At 38.8% G+C, this 17,316-nt stretch carries 15 protein-coding genes; 3 read left to right on the top strand and 12 right to left on the bottom strand.

Translation table 11 applies throughout. The annotated features are described in order from the left end of the window. Position 1: 1 nt before the first annotated feature. The 7 genes from SJY44_RS00965 to SJY44_RS00995 all read right to left on the bottom strand — a co-directional run bounded on the left by SJY44_RS00965 (position 2) and on the right by SJY44_RS00995 (position 8,741). Entirely contained in the window at positions 2-1,408 is a 1,407-nt protein-coding gene (locus SJY44_RS00965; RefSeq protein WP_396590890.1) for an ABC transporter permease, read from the bottom strand. Continuing rightward, positions 1,405-2,121, bottom strand: coding sequence for an ABC transporter ATP-binding protein (locus tag SJY44_RS00970; RefSeq protein WP_396590891.1), 717 nt, complete (start codon positions 2,119-2,121; stop codon positions 1,405-1,407). Before SJY44_RS00970 ends, SJY44_RS00965 begins: the two co-directional genes overlap by 4 nt. An 87-nt stretch (positions 2,122-2,208) precedes the next feature. Then, entirely contained in the window at positions 2,209-3,555 is a 1,347-nt protein-coding gene (locus SJY44_RS00975) for a DUF3526 domain-containing protein (protein ID WP_396590892.1), read from the bottom strand. A gap of 2 nt (positions 3,556-3,557) precedes the next feature. Continuing rightward, a complete protein-coding gene (locus tag SJY44_RS00980) occupies positions 3,558-5,009 on the bottom strand; it encodes an ABC transporter permease (protein ID WP_396590893.1) in 1,452 nt (483 codons plus the stop codon). Positions 5,010-5,014: 5 nt separating this feature from the next. Then, positions 5,015-7,510: a TonB-dependent receptor domain-containing protein gene (locus SJY44_RS00985; RefSeq protein ID WP_396590894.1), complete on the bottom strand. Its 2,496-nt coding sequence runs from the start codon at positions 7,508-7,510 to the stop codon at positions 5,015-5,017. 101 nt (positions 7,511-7,611) lie between these two features. Next, complete coding sequence (locus tag SJY44_RS00990; protein ID WP_396590895.1) at positions 7,612-8,307, bottom strand: ABC transporter ATP-binding protein; 696 nt, start codon at positions 8,305-8,307, stop codon at positions 7,612-7,614. A gap of 116 nt (positions 8,308-8,423) precedes the next feature. After that, positions 8,424-8,741, bottom strand: a complete 318-nt coding sequence (locus SJY44_RS00995) for a hypothetical protein (RefSeq protein ID WP_396590896.1) — start codon at positions 8,739-8,741, stop codon at positions 8,424-8,426. 204 nt (positions 8,742-8,945) lie between these two features. Between SJY44_RS00995 and SJY44_RS01000 the strand changes: the two genes are divergently transcribed. Beyond that, positions 8,946-9,440: a DUF2391 family protein gene (locus tag SJY44_RS01000; protein WP_299168887.1), complete on the top strand. Its 495-nt coding sequence runs from the start codon at positions 8,946-8,948 to the stop codon at positions 9,438-9,440. Between the two features lie 408 nt (positions 9,441-9,848). Here the strand turns inward: SJY44_RS01000 and SJY44_RS01005 are convergent, their stop codons facing one another. The 5 genes from SJY44_RS01005 to SJY44_RS01025 all read right to left on the bottom strand — a co-directional run bounded on the left by SJY44_RS01005 (position 9,849) and on the right by SJY44_RS01025 (position 15,529). Next, a complete protein-coding gene (locus SJY44_RS01005) occupies positions 9,849-12,032 on the bottom strand; it encodes a molybdopterin cofactor-binding domain-containing protein (protein WP_396590897.1) in 2,184 nt (727 codons plus the stop codon). Then, positions 12,029-13,525, bottom strand: coding sequence for a CRTAC1 family protein (locus SJY44_RS01010; protein WP_396590898.1), 1,497 nt, complete (start codon positions 13,523-13,525; stop codon positions 12,029-12,031). Before SJY44_RS01010 ends, SJY44_RS01005 begins: the two co-directional genes overlap by 4 nt. After that, a complete protein-coding gene (locus SJY44_RS01015; RefSeq protein WP_396590899.1) occupies positions 13,525-13,989 on the bottom strand; it encodes a (2Fe-2S)-binding protein in 465 nt (154 codons plus the stop codon). The genes SJY44_RS01010 and SJY44_RS01015 overlap by 1 nt, the downstream gene beginning before the upstream one ends. Positions 13,990-14,148: 159 nt before the next feature. Further along, complete coding sequence (locus SJY44_RS01020; RefSeq protein ID WP_396590900.1) at positions 14,149-14,904, bottom strand: LytTR family DNA-binding domain-containing protein; 756 nt, start codon at positions 14,902-14,904, stop codon at positions 14,149-14,151. Positions 14,905-14,962: 58 nt separating this feature from the next. Next, the gene (locus SJY44_RS01025; protein WP_396590901.1) at positions 14,963-15,529 is read right to left on the bottom strand and encodes a class I SAM-dependent methyltransferase; all 567 of its coding nucleotides are present in this window, start codon (positions 15,527-15,529) and stop codon (positions 14,963-14,965) included. Between the two features lie 212 nt (positions 15,530-15,741). On the opposite strand from SJY44_RS01025, the gene SJY44_RS01030 reads away from it, so the two are divergent. Both SJY44_RS01030 and SJY44_RS01035 read left to right on the top strand, forming a co-directional pair. Then, on the top strand, positions 15,742-16,581 hold the full coding sequence (locus SJY44_RS01030) for a bifunctional transcriptional activator/DNA repair enzyme AdaA (RefSeq protein ID WP_396590902.1): 840 nt from the start codon (positions 15,742-15,744) through the stop codon (positions 16,579-16,581). Between the two features lie 20 nt (positions 16,582-16,601). Beyond that, positions 16,602-17,315 carry a 2OG-Fe(II) oxygenase gene (locus tag SJY44_RS01035; protein WP_396590903.1) on the top strand — a complete coding sequence of 238 codons (714 nt, stop codon included), beginning with the start codon at positions 16,602-16,604 and terminating at the stop codon, positions 17,313-17,315. Position 17,316: the final 1 nt, after the last annotated feature.

A 17,316-nucleotide genomic window follows, 5' to 3' on the forward strand; every position in this document is an offset into this window, starting at 1 on the left:
ATTATATTTTTTTAGTGGATATAAACAAAAGGATAAAGGACAAGACTGTCCACATACCCAAAATCATAAGATTGGAGCTATTGTTTTCCAAAACCTTATCCAAACCGGGCGGATCATAGTCGAAGGCTGGCAACTGTTTCCAAAAGTCAGCACTTGCTTTATAGCCCCTTTCCCCATATTTTGTGTTCTGGGCTGTGTTACCGTTCAGAAACTTTTGAGTGGCGATACGATAGTTTTCTGCTGCATCTGAAAAGTCCCAATGGGTAGCATAATCAGTATGGGCGATCCCCATACTTAAAAAGCGAGCGGGTAGAAAAGGTGAAAGCAGTGCCAAGCTTCGATAGGTTCCCGACTGTTTCTGATATTGTTCTTTGAGGTAATTGTATTGTTTAAAATAGACCTCAGCCTCATGCTCTTCCCCTTTTTGCATCCGATAAGCATTAAAGTTAAAAGGTAGTTGGTGTAGACTATCCACTCCATGCTCGGCCAGTACCTGTTCTTCCAACAGTTTGGCCTCTTTGCTCCAAGGGTTATGCCCATCGAGCCCTCCTTCCTTATCTTTCAAAACATTTGCGGCAAACTCCTGCCGGGTTGGATATGGATGCCTCGCCTCTGCAATATTACTCGCAGCTTTAGGGGCTGCCAGACAAGCGACTATCCAAAGGGAAAGGGAAACCACCAACGAAATTCCAGAGCGTTTGGTCCAATGGGAGACCCAAAGTACCAAGTTGGTAAAAACAGCATAATATAGCAAGTATACCAATCCCATTGCAAAAAGTGAACTCCATTGGAACACTCCATAATCCGGAAGGTTGGAAAGCACAATGCCTGCCAACAATAAGAGTGATACAGTAATGACAAGAACAGGTAAAAAGAGAGCAATCCATTTGCCAAGCACAATTTTCCATCCTCTTGCGCCGGCACTTTTCAAAAGGGAATGGGTACCTAGTTCTCGTTCTTTGGTAAAAGAGTTGTATCCCAAAAGCACTATAAACAAAGGCATGATGAATAGTAAGATGAAATCTGGTGTTAAATCCCCAAAACGAGATAGTCCAGTCTGGTCGGTCGCTGCACTAAACTGCGCCTCATTACGCTTATGCGCTTCCAAAAAAATAGAGGTGCCAGCGTATTTGTCCACCCCTTGGTCTACTAAAGACAAAGGGTATTTTGGTTTAAAGGCATAAGTGCCATAATGTGCTGCAGAATGAGGATTCTTTTCGCCTTGATTATCCCAAACTTCCCGTTCGGAGGACTTGGCGGCAGCATAATCTTGATTGGTATTTTGGTATTGTCTACCACTAATCCAAACAGCCACCCCCAAAAGCAAGAGAACGATAAAAATGCTTATACGTACCCTACCATCCCTAAAAAGCTCCTTGATTTCCTTTTTGATAGTTTTTCGTATCATGATACCAAGGTTTTATAATCCATTGTTTCCAAATAGGTTTTTTCCAATTGGGAAAGTGATATATCGGAGGCCACGAATTGTTGTTTTAACTGTCCATCTTTCATAATACCAATATGCGTGGCTACTTCCTTTGCACGGAAAAGATCATGAGTGGCCATCAGGGTGGCTACCCCTTTTCCTCTGAGTTTTTGCAGCAGGTGACCAAATTCGTTGCTTGCCTTGGGATCAAGGCCCGAGGTAGGTTCGTCTAGCAGTAGCACCTTGGCGTCCTTCGCCAGAGCGATGGCAATGCCCACTTTTTGCCGCATACCTTTGGAAAAGCTTTCGATACGTTTATGGAATGCTCCCGATTGAAGACCGGCCTCTTCCAAAAAACCCTCTAATTGAGATTTGTTCAAACTCTTGCCCCCAATGCCAGAAAAATAGTCGAGGTTTTCCACTGCACTCAAGCTCGGGTACAACATCAGGTTTTCTGGGATATAGGCCAAAAAACGTTTGGTTTCCAGTGAATTTTCCTGAACTTTCAATTGATTGATAAAGGCGCTTCCAGAAGTAGGCTTGATAAAGCCCAACAAGAGGTTGATCGTAGTGGTCTTACCCGCACCGTTAGCCCCTAAAAGACAATAGATGTCGCCTTCCTTGACAGATAGTTCCAATTGGTTCAATGCGGTGAAATCACCATACTTTTTTGTTAGATTGTTTGTGATAATCATATCGTCTTCTGTTTTGATGTAGTATTGTTTTGTAATAGGTGTTACTTATGTTCTTATTATTTTGTACTGCATTAGGCGCTTACCGTTCTAATGCAACCTTCGTCCAATTACGATACAGCCGAGAAACATGATAAAAGTGGCTATCAGTAAAGGCCACATAAAACGAGGGTGCGTTTTATCATTCTTCCCATCATCGTTATATTTTGGTACAAACTTTGTCCAATCCACACTATCCCCAGATTCCTCTTTGAAAATCAAAGGATAAAAAAACAACCGTAGTTCCTCATGAAAGTTAGCTGTTGCATCCAAAAATCTTAAATGTTGGTTTAGACTGGTTCCTGCAAGTTCATTGAATGCCAATTGCAAATGCATATTGGGCAAGAATGCTGACAATTGTTTGCTAGCAGTCTCACGCTCGCCCATTTTTATCCGTAAGGCTTTGGTGTCTTTGGCAGAATCATCGTCTCCCATTTGTTGCATGGCATAATACCATGTCCAATTAAAGCCTTCAATAGGGTATCCAAATTCTTGAAATTGAGGATAATGATCATAGAACTTTTGCAGGGTTTCCTTCTTATCTGTATCCCATTTGGTATGATATCCATCACGCTGGCTTATCATGGTGCTCAAAGCTTCGGGCACTGGATATTTGTTGGTTAGATAAGCATTGATTCCTGCTGGTAGTAGAATAAGTAAAACCAACCATATCGACAGTAATAGTAGGGCATTGAATCCTGAATTCTTTTTAAAGTTGATGACAAAAAAGCACAGAGCGAACCAAAATGCAACATACAGTAACGATAGGAGCACAACCATCATAAAATTCATATTCAATGGAATTGCTAGCACGATTTTGGCGACAGTAAAAAGTATTCCTAGAACCGCATAAATTAGTAGTACCCTGACCGATAATTTTGTCAATAGATACTTTGGTTTTGATGGGGTCTGTACGGACACCAACCTCCAAGTTCCTGTTTCGGTCTCTTCAGACAGTAAATTGAATGTAAAAACAATAATCAAAAGTGGAAATAAGTATATCAAAACAAAGGACAGGTCCAGATTACCAGATTGTAAATTCATAGGGTTGACCAAATCGGTATCGTATCGTTGTCCCTCTAGATTTTTGATTGTAATTCTCTGTACATTGGGGTTCAAGTCGCTCTGGCCAATGGAAAGTCCAGCAAGATGGGCTGTACTGTTCACAAATGCGAATTGTACATAGTACATAAGAAGTCCCAAATCGTCTTTATGGAGTGCCACATTTCGTTCTATATGACTATTTTGGTGACTTTCGACTTGATCAATGGCCGCTTTCTTCTGGGATAGAAACTGATGGCCTATACCAATGCTTATCCCTCCCAATAATAGTATTAGCACCAAACTAGCGAGAACCGCTCTAGATCTTAAAAATTGTAAAAATAGAAGTCTATACATGGTTATATCGCTTTTGCTTTTTTAGAAAGATATCCTAGGCCTAAAAAGCATAATAAAACCCAGCCTAATAAAGAGAAAATGCCTAATGAGGCTTCGTGCAAAGAATTTTGTAAAGGTTGCATCCGATGTTCAAAATCTGGGAATTCCTCCCAATGTTCATGCCCCACCACATGTTTCTTTCCTTCGGAACCACTTATTTTTGTGGTGCTGATATATTCCATCTGAAGCTCGTTCATTTCCTGTGCCAGTTGATACCGATAGGTTTCGGCTTGTTCTTGAAAATCTACATAACCCTTAAAATCAGTTCCAGTAAAGGCCATGGATATAGTCTTGATGGCCACAAATGGATTAAGAACCGCAGTAAAACGACTGACATTGTTCTGTTTTTCATAAATATGCAGTAGACTATCATGATGCTTCTTGTAAAGGTTCGCACTTGTTTTCTCTCCTTCCCGCATTACAAAACCACCATAATTAAAAGGAAGTTGGGTAACCGAGTCAACTCTATGTACGGCCAAAACGGAATCTTTCAACCTATTAAAATAAGGGTCATTGGGGTTATGGCTATCTCCCTTTTTGATAACATCTCGTTCAACAGTCGATTGAAAACTCAGCTTTGAAGGTGTGGGATACATTGCATTTCCTATTGCTTGCGAAGTTTTGGGAACCAATACCACCATGAACAACCATATACCCAAGAGGGTAAGCAGCGCATTTTTAGAGGAGCGTGCCGTGGTGGATATAACAATACTCATAAAACATAAAATGAGTAAAAAGAGCGCGTATCCTAAGAACAATAATAAAAAGCGTTGCCAAGAATCAGCTGGATTCATACTGGTCTCTCCAAAAAATAAAAAAAACATTGTGACCAGAACAATAGGAGCAAAGAATAAAAGTGTCAGCACGAATAAGCCTAAGGATTTACCCAATAATATTTCTTTCCAATCCGCTCCTTGAGACAGCAGTATCTTTAGGGTCCCGTTCTCTCTTTCGGAGACGACTACGGAAAATCCCAAGAAGAACAAAATTAGGGGCAATACCAATTGTAAAAGCATTGCCATGCTAAGTTCTCCAAAACGCAGAGTGCCTGTTGAAAACCCTGCGTCAGAAAAGTTGACACTGTTCTGTCTATGGGCTTCCAAGAAAACGGCGTTGCCTGTAAAACTTTCTATACCGTAGTCAAACATGCTCAAAGGCTGTTTCATACGAAAAGCGAACGTACCAAAATGAGCCATGCGGTGTGGGTGTTTATCTGGATTGGCCTCCCAACTTTGCCTTGCTTTTTCTTGATGTTCCAGCCTAATGGTATTTTGTTCTGAGTAATTATGAATACCACTGACCGCGGCATAAGCGGTCAGCAGTATAAAAACGGTAAGCATTACATAAATCACTTTGGTCTTAAAGGCATTTTTGAGGAAATGCTTCATGAACAGACCGATGTTTGCCTTTTTCATGATTCTTAGAATTTATATGTCGCATTTAGCAAGACATTTCTTGGAGCACCTGGGCCTAACCTAGAAGGGTTAAGACCGCCTAACCAATACGTCTCATCAAATAAATTGTTCAACTTAAGCGTCAATTGAATGCCTGTATTATTTGGCTTGTAATATACAGCAGCATCAAAAACGGTATAGCTCGGTAGTAGCACTCTATCGGTATCGTAAGTGGGGTTGTACCACGTAAATCTTTCGTCTATATATTGTGCACCAAAACCGATTCCAATACCTTTTAAAGTTTCATTCATGAAATCATAACGACCCCAAAAATTTGCATTATGCTTAGGAGCACCTCCAATTCGTTCTCCAATAAATTCTTCTATAGCATCTTCTACAATTTCAGCATCTGTAAAACCGTAAGATGCTGTAAGTTGAAAGTTCGGTGATATGTAACCAGAAATATCCATTTCAAAACCTCTACTTCCTTGCTCACCTCTTGTTGTTAGGTTGTCTAAATCATAGGTATCCCCTAATAAGATGTTCTTTTGAGTAATATTAAAAATAGCAAGGTTGGCAAATAATTTTCCATTTAAGAACTCTCCTTTAGCACCTACTTCTGTCAAGCTACTTTCCAAAGGATCAAACCTGGCTGGTGAAGCAGCCCAAAAGAAACCTTCGGCCGTTGGAGATAAGGAAACCGTATTGGTATGGGGTTGAAAGCCTTCGAGATAAGTGGCATACGCACTAATACTTTTACTAACTTCATAGGTTAAACCTAGTCTAGGCACAAAAGCATTGGTTTTAAATTCTTCTTCATCCCCCTTATAATTAAAGATATCGGTGAACCACTCATACCTTAAATTGAATAACGCTGAGAATTTTCCAAGCTTAAATTGGTTTTGAAGATAGATACCACTTGAACTTGTCAAATTTGCAGGAATTCTTAGTTCAGAAAGATTGTAATCACTGATATCTCTAGCACCATTAAAAGGATCTTCTAAATTAAAAAAAGCTGCAGCGGGTTTCGGTATAGTAACACCGTCAACTACGATTTGCTCAAAATTATCAGCATTTGCCGGGTCAAAATTAGACTGACCACCATCGACGGTTAAATATCTTCTGGCCCGTAAAAATCCAGCTCCGATTTTTCTTTCCCAACGCGTACCATCATAGCCAACTAATATTTTATTAGTAACCTTATCGCTTTTGATATCATAAGTAAAATAGGTGCTGAAATTATCTGTTTCCCAAAATTGTTGTCTTTCATCGTATCGTAACCTTGCTAGGGTAGGAATCACATTACCCTCAATATCGACCACGGTACCACCAACTCTATGTTCGGCTAAATCTTCATCCCAAGTTTGTTTCATGAACTGCGCATTGAAACCAAAGTTGTCCCCAAACTTTTTACTAAAGTTGGCCATGAAAATAAACTCCTTGTTTTTATAATGGTCGCTCGATGCACCAACATTCCTGGTAATTGGCGTACTATTTAAATCAAATTCACCATTAATTGCACCAAAAATTGGCTGACCTCTATCTAAATTACCTTCGGCATCGCTATAAATCATTTCGACATTTAGTGATGTATTTTCGTTAGGGATATAACTTAAAGATGGCGAAAACAAAATAGCATTATTGTTTACAACATCTCTAAATGAATCTGCCTCTTGAACAGCAGCATTAAAACGATACAACAAGGTTTTTGAATCGTTTAGTGGTCCTGTAAAATCTGCCGTAGCCCTTAAGGTCCCAAAACTTCCTGTGGTCAAAGAAACTTCACTACGCTTTTCAGTCAATGGTTTTTTAGTTACCATATTTACCGTACCACCTGGATCTGCACTTGAAAAAGTTACTGATGATGGCCCTTTTATTACCTCAACACGTTCTAGATGCGAGGTAATCGGTTGTAAAAAATAATATTGACGGGTACGCATTCCGTTCAGCACTTGCCCGTCATCTCCCTGTGTAATACCACGAATATTATAGTGATTGTATAGACCTGTTAGGCTAACGTTACTTACTGTTTTAACCGCATCTGGCAATTGAAATGCCAAACGGTCAGCTATTAATTCTTTGGTGACCGTGGTAATAGCTTGCGGCAGTTCTTTGTTGGCTATGGCTACTTTGGTTGCTGAAAAGGAATAATCACTATTATAGTCAGTTCTTGCACGACCTATGACCTCAACATTTTGTAAACTTTCGGCAGCTTCGATTAATACTATAATCCCTAATTCTAGGGTGGTTGAGGAATTTATATCAACGGATTTCTGACTGGTAGCATATCCTAAGAAACGTGCTTCGAGCTCATAAGTTCCTTGGGGTACATTTAACTGAAATACCCCTTTAGCATCCGTGAGTATTCCAAAAGTATTGTCCTGTTTGGTAAGCGAAACTGTTGCTCCAAAAATTGGATTTCCTTGCTCGTCAGCAACCGAACCCGTTACCTCTACTTGAGCGTAGATATTCCCAACAAAGCTAAATAGTAAGAGTATGAATATATTTTTTATGATTTTCATTTATGTGTTTTGATTCAATGTGACCTGTAATTTATGTGCAACTAAAAAGTAACGCGATCCTTAAGATGTAACCGTTACTTTAATCGTTTAGATTTAAGGCCTTATATTGTTTTTAAGTATAGGTTTTGTAATTCGTTGGCATCAATAGCAGTGGTCTCTGATGAATACACCAAACGGCCTTCTTTCATAATACCAATTTTAGTACCGACGTTTACAGCATTGAAAATATCATGGGTCGCCATAAAAATGGATTTTCCCATTTGACTCAATTCCTTGCAGATAGCAGTAAATTCTACTGCTGCTTTAGGGTCAAGACCAGAAATAGGTTCGTCCATAAATATGAAGTCGGCATTTTTTGATAGGGCAATGGCAATACCTACTTTTTGACGCATTCCTTTGGAGTAGGAAGCCAAATTCTTAAAGTGGGCACTTTCTTGAAGTCCGGCTTTTAACAAATAGGACGTCAACTCTTCTTTAGTATACCTAAATCCCGCAATACGGCTAAAGAAATCCAGGTTCTCAATACCAGAAAGATTACCATACAGTTGCACAACTTCAGGTATATATGCTATCATTTTAGAGGTAGCATTACTATTTGGTTTTACCTCGACACCGTTAATTAGAGCCTTGCCGCTTGTAGCTTCTATTAACCCAAGGAATAAATTTATAGTGGTGGTCTTACCGGCACCGTTCTGTCCCAGCAAACAGAATATTTCACCTTGAGCAACGGAAAGATTCAAATCGCTCAATGCTTCATGCCCACCATATCTTTTTGTAAGATTGATTGCTTCTAACATGTATTATATGTAAATGTGATTGATTAATCAATGGTATGCGATATTGGAAACAATCGCATGCTAAAGATTACTGGCAACCTAGGTTACCAAATATTTAGTTATTTAAAGGAAGGAGATTAAACCAAAGGAGGTCCTCGTAGATAGTACTGTTCTTGAGAAACAGTAATCGGTGTTTCCGATATACTTTGAAGAAAATAATAGGAAAAACTCTCTAACTGAAAGGAAAAAGAACTCTGAACATACAGTTGTTGATCAAAATAAAAGCTACAGATTTGACAATCCGAATTGTCCTCAACAGTAATGTTGTCAAAATCACTTTTGACAATTTCTACAATGTCTTGAGTATGCGTTTGTGAGTGAAAAACCAAAACAACAGGTAAGGACAAAACATACATTGCCAATATACCTGCTGCTATTTGAATTTTATTCTTCAAGATTACTAAAGTAATGTATTTTTCATTTTATCAATATCCAGTGTGGTTATAGTTTGATAATTTTAACAGTTTCAATTGGTCCATGTTATGATATAAACCTTTGATTCCGTTGTATTGGTAGGGTTGAATCATACTATTATTAAAAGCGATCTTAATTTAATTAAAGGTACATGTATGAAGTAAAAAGAGTTAAATTTAGGTGCGATGGACAATCAAAGCTCTTTTACCAAACGAATTGGAGGATACCTTCATAAAATGGTCCCCATTACTGATGCCAGTGGGAAACTGCTTCACTATGTTACAAAACCTTTGATGGTAGAATTAAAGCCAAGAGATGTAATGCAAATTATAATTGGTTCTACCATACTAGCACTTCCCATTGCTTACACTGAAGAAGCTTGGAAATTAGGCGAGGAATTACCGTTGCTGAACGTAGGCTTTTTATCATTACTATCACTCATATTTATTGCTCTTTTTGTTTTCTTTAATTTCTACCGTTTCAATATAAAGGGATATGTTTTCAACTACATCAAAAGGGTAATAGCTACTTATCTTATTTCTATATTGGTTGTTGCGGTGCTTCTTACCATAATTCAAAGATGTCCCTGGCAAGATGATTTTACATTGGCAATAAAACGTATTATCATAGTTTCCTTCCCCGCTTCAATGAGTGCAACGATAAGCGATGTTATAAAATAGTTTTTGTCCCGCCGTGTATTTAGACGCATAAGATTCGTCATAGATAAGAAAAGGTTAGAATCAAATGATTGCCAACCTTACAGTCAGCAATGTCAGAAACACGATGATGGATATAATAGAGCACGTTAAAGGAAAATAGAAATAAATCAATTTATTTGCGGGTTTTTTTCTCATAAGACTTGATGTTATCCATAGGTTCAACACAAAGAAACTATGAGAAAACAGCAGTTGCTCACAAAACCTTTGTGAGCACGAAAATTGGCCCTTAACAAGGAAAAATAAGAGGTTAAAATTTAAACCTCAAATACCATTATCAAAGATTTTGGCTTTAGAAAACAACCATTAAAGAATAATATTTCCGAGGCGAAACGGTGAAATCGAAAATGCTCTTGCGAGGTCAAAGACCTATTATTGAACTATCGGCAATTTTCTAATTCGTTTTCCCGTTGCCACATAAATAGCATTTGCCAAAGCCGGGATTGCCGGTGGTAAAGGAGGTTCACCAAGACCTCTTGGAGGCAACTCATTTTTTATGAATTCTATATGTATCTCCGGTGCTTCTCGCATTCGCATCCATTTGTAGTCATGAAAATTAGACTGCTCAGTAGCTCCATCTTTAAACGTTATTTCTCCATAAAGCGCCGCACAAAGTCCTTCAAGGATTCCTCCTTCAACTTGCGCTTTAGCTCCTGAAGGGTTTACCACCATTCCACAATCAACCACTGCATCTACCCGTAGAATCTTTATTTTTTCGTTTTCATCTGTACGCACTGTTACTACTTCAGCAATAAAAGATCCCGCACCCTTACGAGCCGCAAAACCCCTTCCCTGTCCTTCTGGTAAAGGTGTATCCCAATTGCTGTTTTGCCTTACTTTCTCCACCACATGAATCAAGCGTTTCAAGTCAAACTCATAATCATCCACCACAGGAACCATTCTTTCAGGGCCTAGAAACTTTAAAAAATAATCTATGGGGTCTGTCTTGTTCAAAAACGCTAACTCGTCCAAAAAGCAATGCACTGTAAATGCATTGGCGGAGGAAGCAACGGCACGCCACTGTCCCAGAGGAATATCACTCAACACATGACCATATTCCAATTGAAGATTTGGAACAAATCCGGCTGGAAAATCATATTCATCTATTTCGGTACCTGCAGGTCCACCTTCCCGTCCTAATGAAGTTTTACGTGAAGCATTGGCCAAAATGTGCTGCCACCCCGTTACCATACCATCTTTATCCAGTGAAGCCGATATTTTCTGTATACTCCCAGGTCTATACCAATCATGCCTGATGTCTTCTTCCCTAGTCCATGTAAGTTTAACTGGTTTTCCCGTTTTTTTGGATAAGACAGCCGCATCCATAGCATAATCCACGTAATATCTTCTTCCAAACGCACCCCCTATTCTTGGCAAGTGAATTTTAATCTGCTCTGGTTGTAATCCAAACAATTTAATCAGTCCTTCTTGCAGCGCTTCTGGGTTTTGTGTTGGAGCCCACACTTCACAAACATCGGTTCTAAAATCAACGGTGCAATTCATGGGTTCCATAGTTGCATGTGCCAAAAAAGGAACTTCATAAACGGCTTCAAAACTTGAAGCGGCACTTCGTTTCGCCTTAGCTATGTCTCCATCCTTTCTTTCTATGGATGTATTTGAAAGCTGGGCATGAAATCGTTCAAAAATCTCATTTGTATTCTCTCTTCTTGAAGCAGTATTATCCCAAACAACCTTAAGTTTCTTTGCCGCCTTAAATGTTGCCCAAGTTGAATTCGCAATAACCGCAACACCATTCACAAAATTGGGGCTGTTTGGGCCAAGAAGTCTCCCTCCATATGCTGCGTTGTTGAGTTCTATAATGTCGATAACACCATTTACCAACCTTGCGTCTTCATCATCATAACTGCTTACACCACCCTCAAAAACAGGGTTTTTTAAAACAGTGGCATATACCATTTCCGGTAGTTTTATATCAATGGCAAATTCAGCACCTCCACTTACCAGTTTATCTAAATCCACTTGAGGAATGCTTTTCCCTACAATTTCAAAGGAATCCGTTGGTTTAAATTCAACCTCCTCTGGCAATGGTATTTGTGAAGCTTCGGCAATTAGTTCTTCAAAAGGCAAAGTCTTATCAGATTTTGTGTGGAATACCTTGCTGTTTTTTGTTATAAATTCTTCAACAGGAAGGTTCATTTTTTTTGATGCCGCTTCTATGAACACCTGTCTTACCATGGCTCCCGCTGTTCGCATTAAATCCCAATTTAAGATGATGGCATAGCTACCTCCTGCCCATTGCTCGTCATAAATTGTATCATAATCCGCTTGAACCACTTTCACTTTGTTCCAATTGGCACCAAGTTCCTCCGCCAAAATCATGGGCAAAGCTGTTTTTACTCCCTGTCCTATTTCTGGATTCTTGGCAATCAGGGAAATCCACCCGTCCATATCAATTTTAATAAGTGGCGAAAACTGATGTACTTCCGCCTGTGGTTTTTTAGGCATGCACGATTGCAGATGCACTCCTGCAATAAGGGCTCCGCTGGCCGAAACTGTAAGTTTGATGAAATTTCTTCTTTTTAGCATGTTTTTCATTTTTCAATTCGTTTAATTTCTTTGCCTTCAATAACCTCATAGGCAAAATTTGCCTCCAAGTTCTTCCCACTCTGTTTTACCCCAGAAGGCCATTCCACTTCAATTGTATTTATTTTTGCCGAAGCTGGGATGCCAAAGTGAATTTCTGGAGCATTTTCACTTCCGTAGCCTGTTTCTCTAGAGAAGTATCTAGTTTGAACCGTACCATCATTAAGGGAGAGTGTTACCCAGCTACCAATACCATAGCTATTGGAGGAAATTCCTTTTAATTGAAACTTTATCCAGTGATTGGTTTGGTTTTGATTGATATAGTAATCATTGGCTTCAGCATCAGCTCCCCAATTACACACATATAAATCTAAATCACCATCATTGTCCAAGTCCCCAGAGGCGGTCCCCGCCGATATATGATCATCTATTGCCGGAAGTGTGTTGTAAATTCTATTGAAGGAGCGATCCGATTTTCCTGAGAAGAAAAAATTCTGAATTTCTGGATATCCTTCTGTGCCGTTAGCAACATATACATCCAAAAAACCATCAGTATTAAAATCTCCCCAAGTTTGCCCTTTTGAGGGGCGATGCACTTCATAGGCAACTTCACTATCTGTCAATTTTTTGAATATTCCTGTTCCGGAATTTTCATAGAATGCATTTTCATCGGCAACGGAAACGTTTGTAACATAAATATCAAGGTCTCTATCGTAATCATAATCAACAAGAAAAACGCCATACGAGGCATTTAATTCTTCCACGAGAATGCCTTTTTTCTCCTCTATAAATTTTCCATCCTTGGAGTTCAGATAAAGATAATTTCTGTGTTTTCCTTTTACCTGTCCATCCTCTTTTACCACAAAATTTGCCACGTACAAATCAGGTTTTCCATCTCCATTTAAATCGCCCCAGGAACAGGACCTCCCATCTCCCTTATTCCCTATCCAGGGTCCATCAATATTTTTCACAAATACTCCTTTACCATTATTTGTATATAGGTTGTCATCTTCACCATCCCTGTTCACTATAAAAACATCCAAGTCCCCATCCTGATCATAGTCACACCAGCAGGCTCCCGGAGAATTGGTCTTATCTTCAGTCAGATCTCCGGCTGAACCTAGTGAAAATTTTCCTGATCCATCATTAATGAACAGGAGGTTGGGTACGCCAAACTGTGTGGTGAAAAAGATGTCGAAATCATTATCATTATCCACATCAACGGTATGCACAGATTCACTCCATGCATTGATATTGTCATTTGCGATGGCCATTTCTTTAAAACCATTTTCATAATTGAACACTATGGCATTTCCTAAAAGCTGGATGGAATCAACCTGATTGGCCACTACGATATCAAGAAATCCGTTCTTGTCGAGATCAGCGATAGAAACTCCTCTAGATCCTTGCTGATTTTTAGTTAAATCAATACGCTTAAATTGAAAATCCTGTCCATGGGATTTCACGATTAGAGATACTATTAAAAGTAGTGTTAAGGGCCGCATTATTCATCTAGTTTGCTAGCAGCCAATTGGATGGCTTCACGTATTCTGGTGTACGTACCGCATCTGCAGATATTACCTGCCATGCCAGCATTTATCTCTTCCTCTGTAGGGTTGGGGTTTTTGGAAAGTAATGTAGCAGCGCTTATTATTTGACCTGACTGGCAGTACCCACATTGCGGCACATCCAATTCCATCCACGCTTGTTGTACTGGATGCTTTTGGCCTTCAGACAAGCCTTCAATAGTGGTGATGTTTCCTTCCAAAACGGAGTCAACCGTTAGTGTACAGGACCTAACGGCATTGCCTTTATATTGCACAGTGCAGGCCCCACAAAGACCTTTTCCGCAACCATACTTGGTGCCTGTTAATCCCAGTTCGTCTCTTAGCACCCAAAGCAAAGGGGTGTCTGTATCTACTGAAACAGTTTTTTCTACACTGTTTACCGTTAATGTATAGGATGGCATATGTCTATTTTAGAATTCATGATTAGGTGAAGATTGATTGATGAACATCTACTGGGACAACAGAATCTGAGCCCAGAACTTGAATCCTAAACTTACCCAATTATCAGAATGGAATTTAGCGCTTGCAGTAAACGGACAAGCTTTTGATAGCGAATGGTGTTAATACGTTCTATCCTTAAAGAAAAGGGTAATCTCTTTGATAAAACTTCTACTCACTCTTCGTCTAGTACCATCTTTCATGATTACTTCTAGACTATGATCATTGCCTCTGGAAAGTTCAGATACATAGTTTACATTAATTATGGTAGATCGATGGATTTTCCTGAATGTATTCAGAGGAAGAATATCATGGAAATATTTTAAGGGTTTTCGCATTACAAAAACACCTTCTGTGGTAAATAGCTTGGTATAATAATTTTCGGCTGCCAATAAATGAATTTGGGAAGGTTCGCAGAAGTATTTATTGCCTCCTCTGGTCAGTTCAAACAATAGAGGTGGTTCTAGCTCTTCTTTTTCTGTTACTCTCAACTTATCAATAATAAACCATACCAATCCAATATCCACTAATGTCCAAAAGATAAAAAAGTAGCGATATACACCAAACTTAGATCCTTCCAAATCTAAGTACGGACTGTATGTGGAGCTAAATTTAAAAAACCAACCAAAATGCAAACAGATTAACAACAAGCCAGTACCCAACAGCAGCGGTAAGGTAAATTTAGATTCAGAAGTACTCTTGATGATTTTATCCAAGATCTTAAAACCAAGAATCCAGGGCACCCAAATACCAAGTTGCCATAACACAACCTGATAAAGCACTACCTGATCTCTGGTAGCGTATTCCCGCCAATAAATCAATACGCCCAGAAGCACTGCGATAAAGAGTATTAAGCCTATAAAGTTTTTGGTTTTCATTCTATTTCAAGGTAGTAAAGAAATATTTCAACATCAAAATTGGGTTTTACTTTTTGGTTTACTTACTAAAAACCAACATCTTGTATTTCGTTCTTGACTTATGTTTAGTTTTGGCGTCTTCATAAACATATTCAAATTCATTCTCAGTCATTTTTTCAACCTTTCCTGTATCATTTACTATATCCTTCAAAATTTTGACTTTATTGCCAGAATCTTGAATGCAAAAGATAATCAAAGCTTCATTTTTGATCTTGTCTATCAGTTCTTTTATAAAATCAGTTTCTCTCTTTTTATCTTTCTTATTGAAGTGGAACATGCTGTCAAGAAGTACAATATCAAAATTGCGGAAATCTTCGAAAGCAAAAATATCACCTGCTATTCCTTTTAGAGCTAACTTTTCCTTTGAAGCAATACGGTTCATCTGTTCAATGCCTACTCTAGAGTTATCCACTCCAGTTACTTTATAGCCCATTCTTGATATTGGTATGGCGTCTCTTCCTTGACCACAACCTAAATCCAGTAGTGTTCCTTTTTTTATCCAATTCGATAAAAATTCTATCAATTCGGGGTATGGTTCTCCAAAAAGATTTTCTACTTGATAATATTTGTCATAAACAACGGCCATTTTACTCTAATTCAAATGCATTTATTTAAAATGTATGCCTTAAAGATATATTATATGTGTTCCTGCTACCTAAGAAATTTATAATTTTAGATAGCATGTTCCAAGCGCCTCCTCTTACATGGGTTTCTCCCTGGTTCGAGTTAAAAACAGCAAGAATCGGGTTTTCCACCATATGCATCCTTTCTACTTTTGGATAAAATAAAACAGGTATTATGAACGAACAAGAACAGCTAAATTATGACCGCATTGCCAAGGCCATTGCGCATATTAGGTCCAATTTTAAGGAACAGCCGTCTTTAGACGAAATTGCCGAACAAGTACATTTAAGCCCATATCATTTCCAACGAATCTTTAAGGAATGGGCAGGGATAAGTCCAAAAAAGTTTTTACAATATACCAGTGTTCAACATGCCAAAGCAGTCTTGGACGAAAGTAAGGCCACATTATTTGATGCCGCCATAGAAACGGGACTTTCTGGAACAAGTAGATTGCATGATCTATTTATCACTATTGAAGGGATGACACCAGGGGAATACAAAAATTCTGGTGAAAACTTAACTATAAATTACAGTTATGCCCATAGTCCGTTTGGACTTGTGGTAATTGCTTCTACACCCAAAGGTTTATGTCATGTAGCTTTTACCGACGATGAGGAGCAAGGCCTTTATGAGCTTAAATCGCAGTTTCCAAAGGCACAATATCATCAACGAGTGGATCAGACACAGGTAAATGCGCTAATGGTCTTTGCAAATGATTGGAGTCAGATTTCAGAAATCAAACTTCATTTAAAGGGCACAGATTTTCAATTAAAAGTCTGGGAATCTTTATTAAGAATACCCAAAGGTCAATTGGCCACGTACGGAAAAATTGCTGATGTCATAAAAAGACCAAAGGCATCCAGAGCAGTAGGCACAGCTATTGGCAGCAACCCAATCGCCTATTTAATTCCATGTCACAGGGTCATTCAATCTTCAGGAAATTTAGGCGGTTATCGTTGGGATAGTATTCGCAAAACGGCCATCATTGGATGGGAAGCCGCTCAATCACGTTAAACATTTAATACTTGAATCTTATGGAAATCAAGAAAGATAGATTGGACGGTATTATTTGGCAAAACGTACAAAATGAGATAGCGCAACAGGGGTATTCTATTCTAGAAAATGTGTTGGATGATACCCATTGCTCAGAACTAATCGATGGATTCACGGACTCCACGCTTTATCGCAAAACCGTAGAAATGGAACGCTATCGCTTTGGGTCAGGAACTTATAAGTATTTTAGATATCCACTTCCAGAAACATTGCAACAACTACGAGAAAAAACGTATCCAAAACTCGCACTGGTAGCAAACCAATGGATGAACAACTTAAAACTGAATCTTTCATTTCCTTCAACCTTATCAGAGTTGCACCATCAATGCAAGATTCATGGGCAATCTTTAGCCACCCCGCTAATTTTGAAATATGGAAAAGGGGGTTACAATACACTTCATCAGGATTTATATGGAGAAATTTATTTTCCGTTACAAGCAGTTCTATTTTTAAATGACCCAGAGACTAATTATACTGGTGGTGAATTTGTGATGACACAACAGGTTCCGCGAGCGCAATCCAAGGCAATAGTTTTACGTCCAAAAAAAGGTTCCATGCTCATTTTTACGACCAATTTTAGACCTATGAAAGGAAAAAAGGGACATTATCGTGTTACCATGAAACATGGTGTTAGTGAGGTACATTCTGGAGAGCGATACACATTGGGCATTATTTTCCATGATGCTACTTCATAAC

Source organism: Allomuricauda sp. R78024 (assembly GCF_044596045.1).
Taxonomy (GTDB): Bacteria; Bacteroidota; Bacteroidia; order Flavobacteriales; family Flavobacteriaceae; genus Flagellimonas.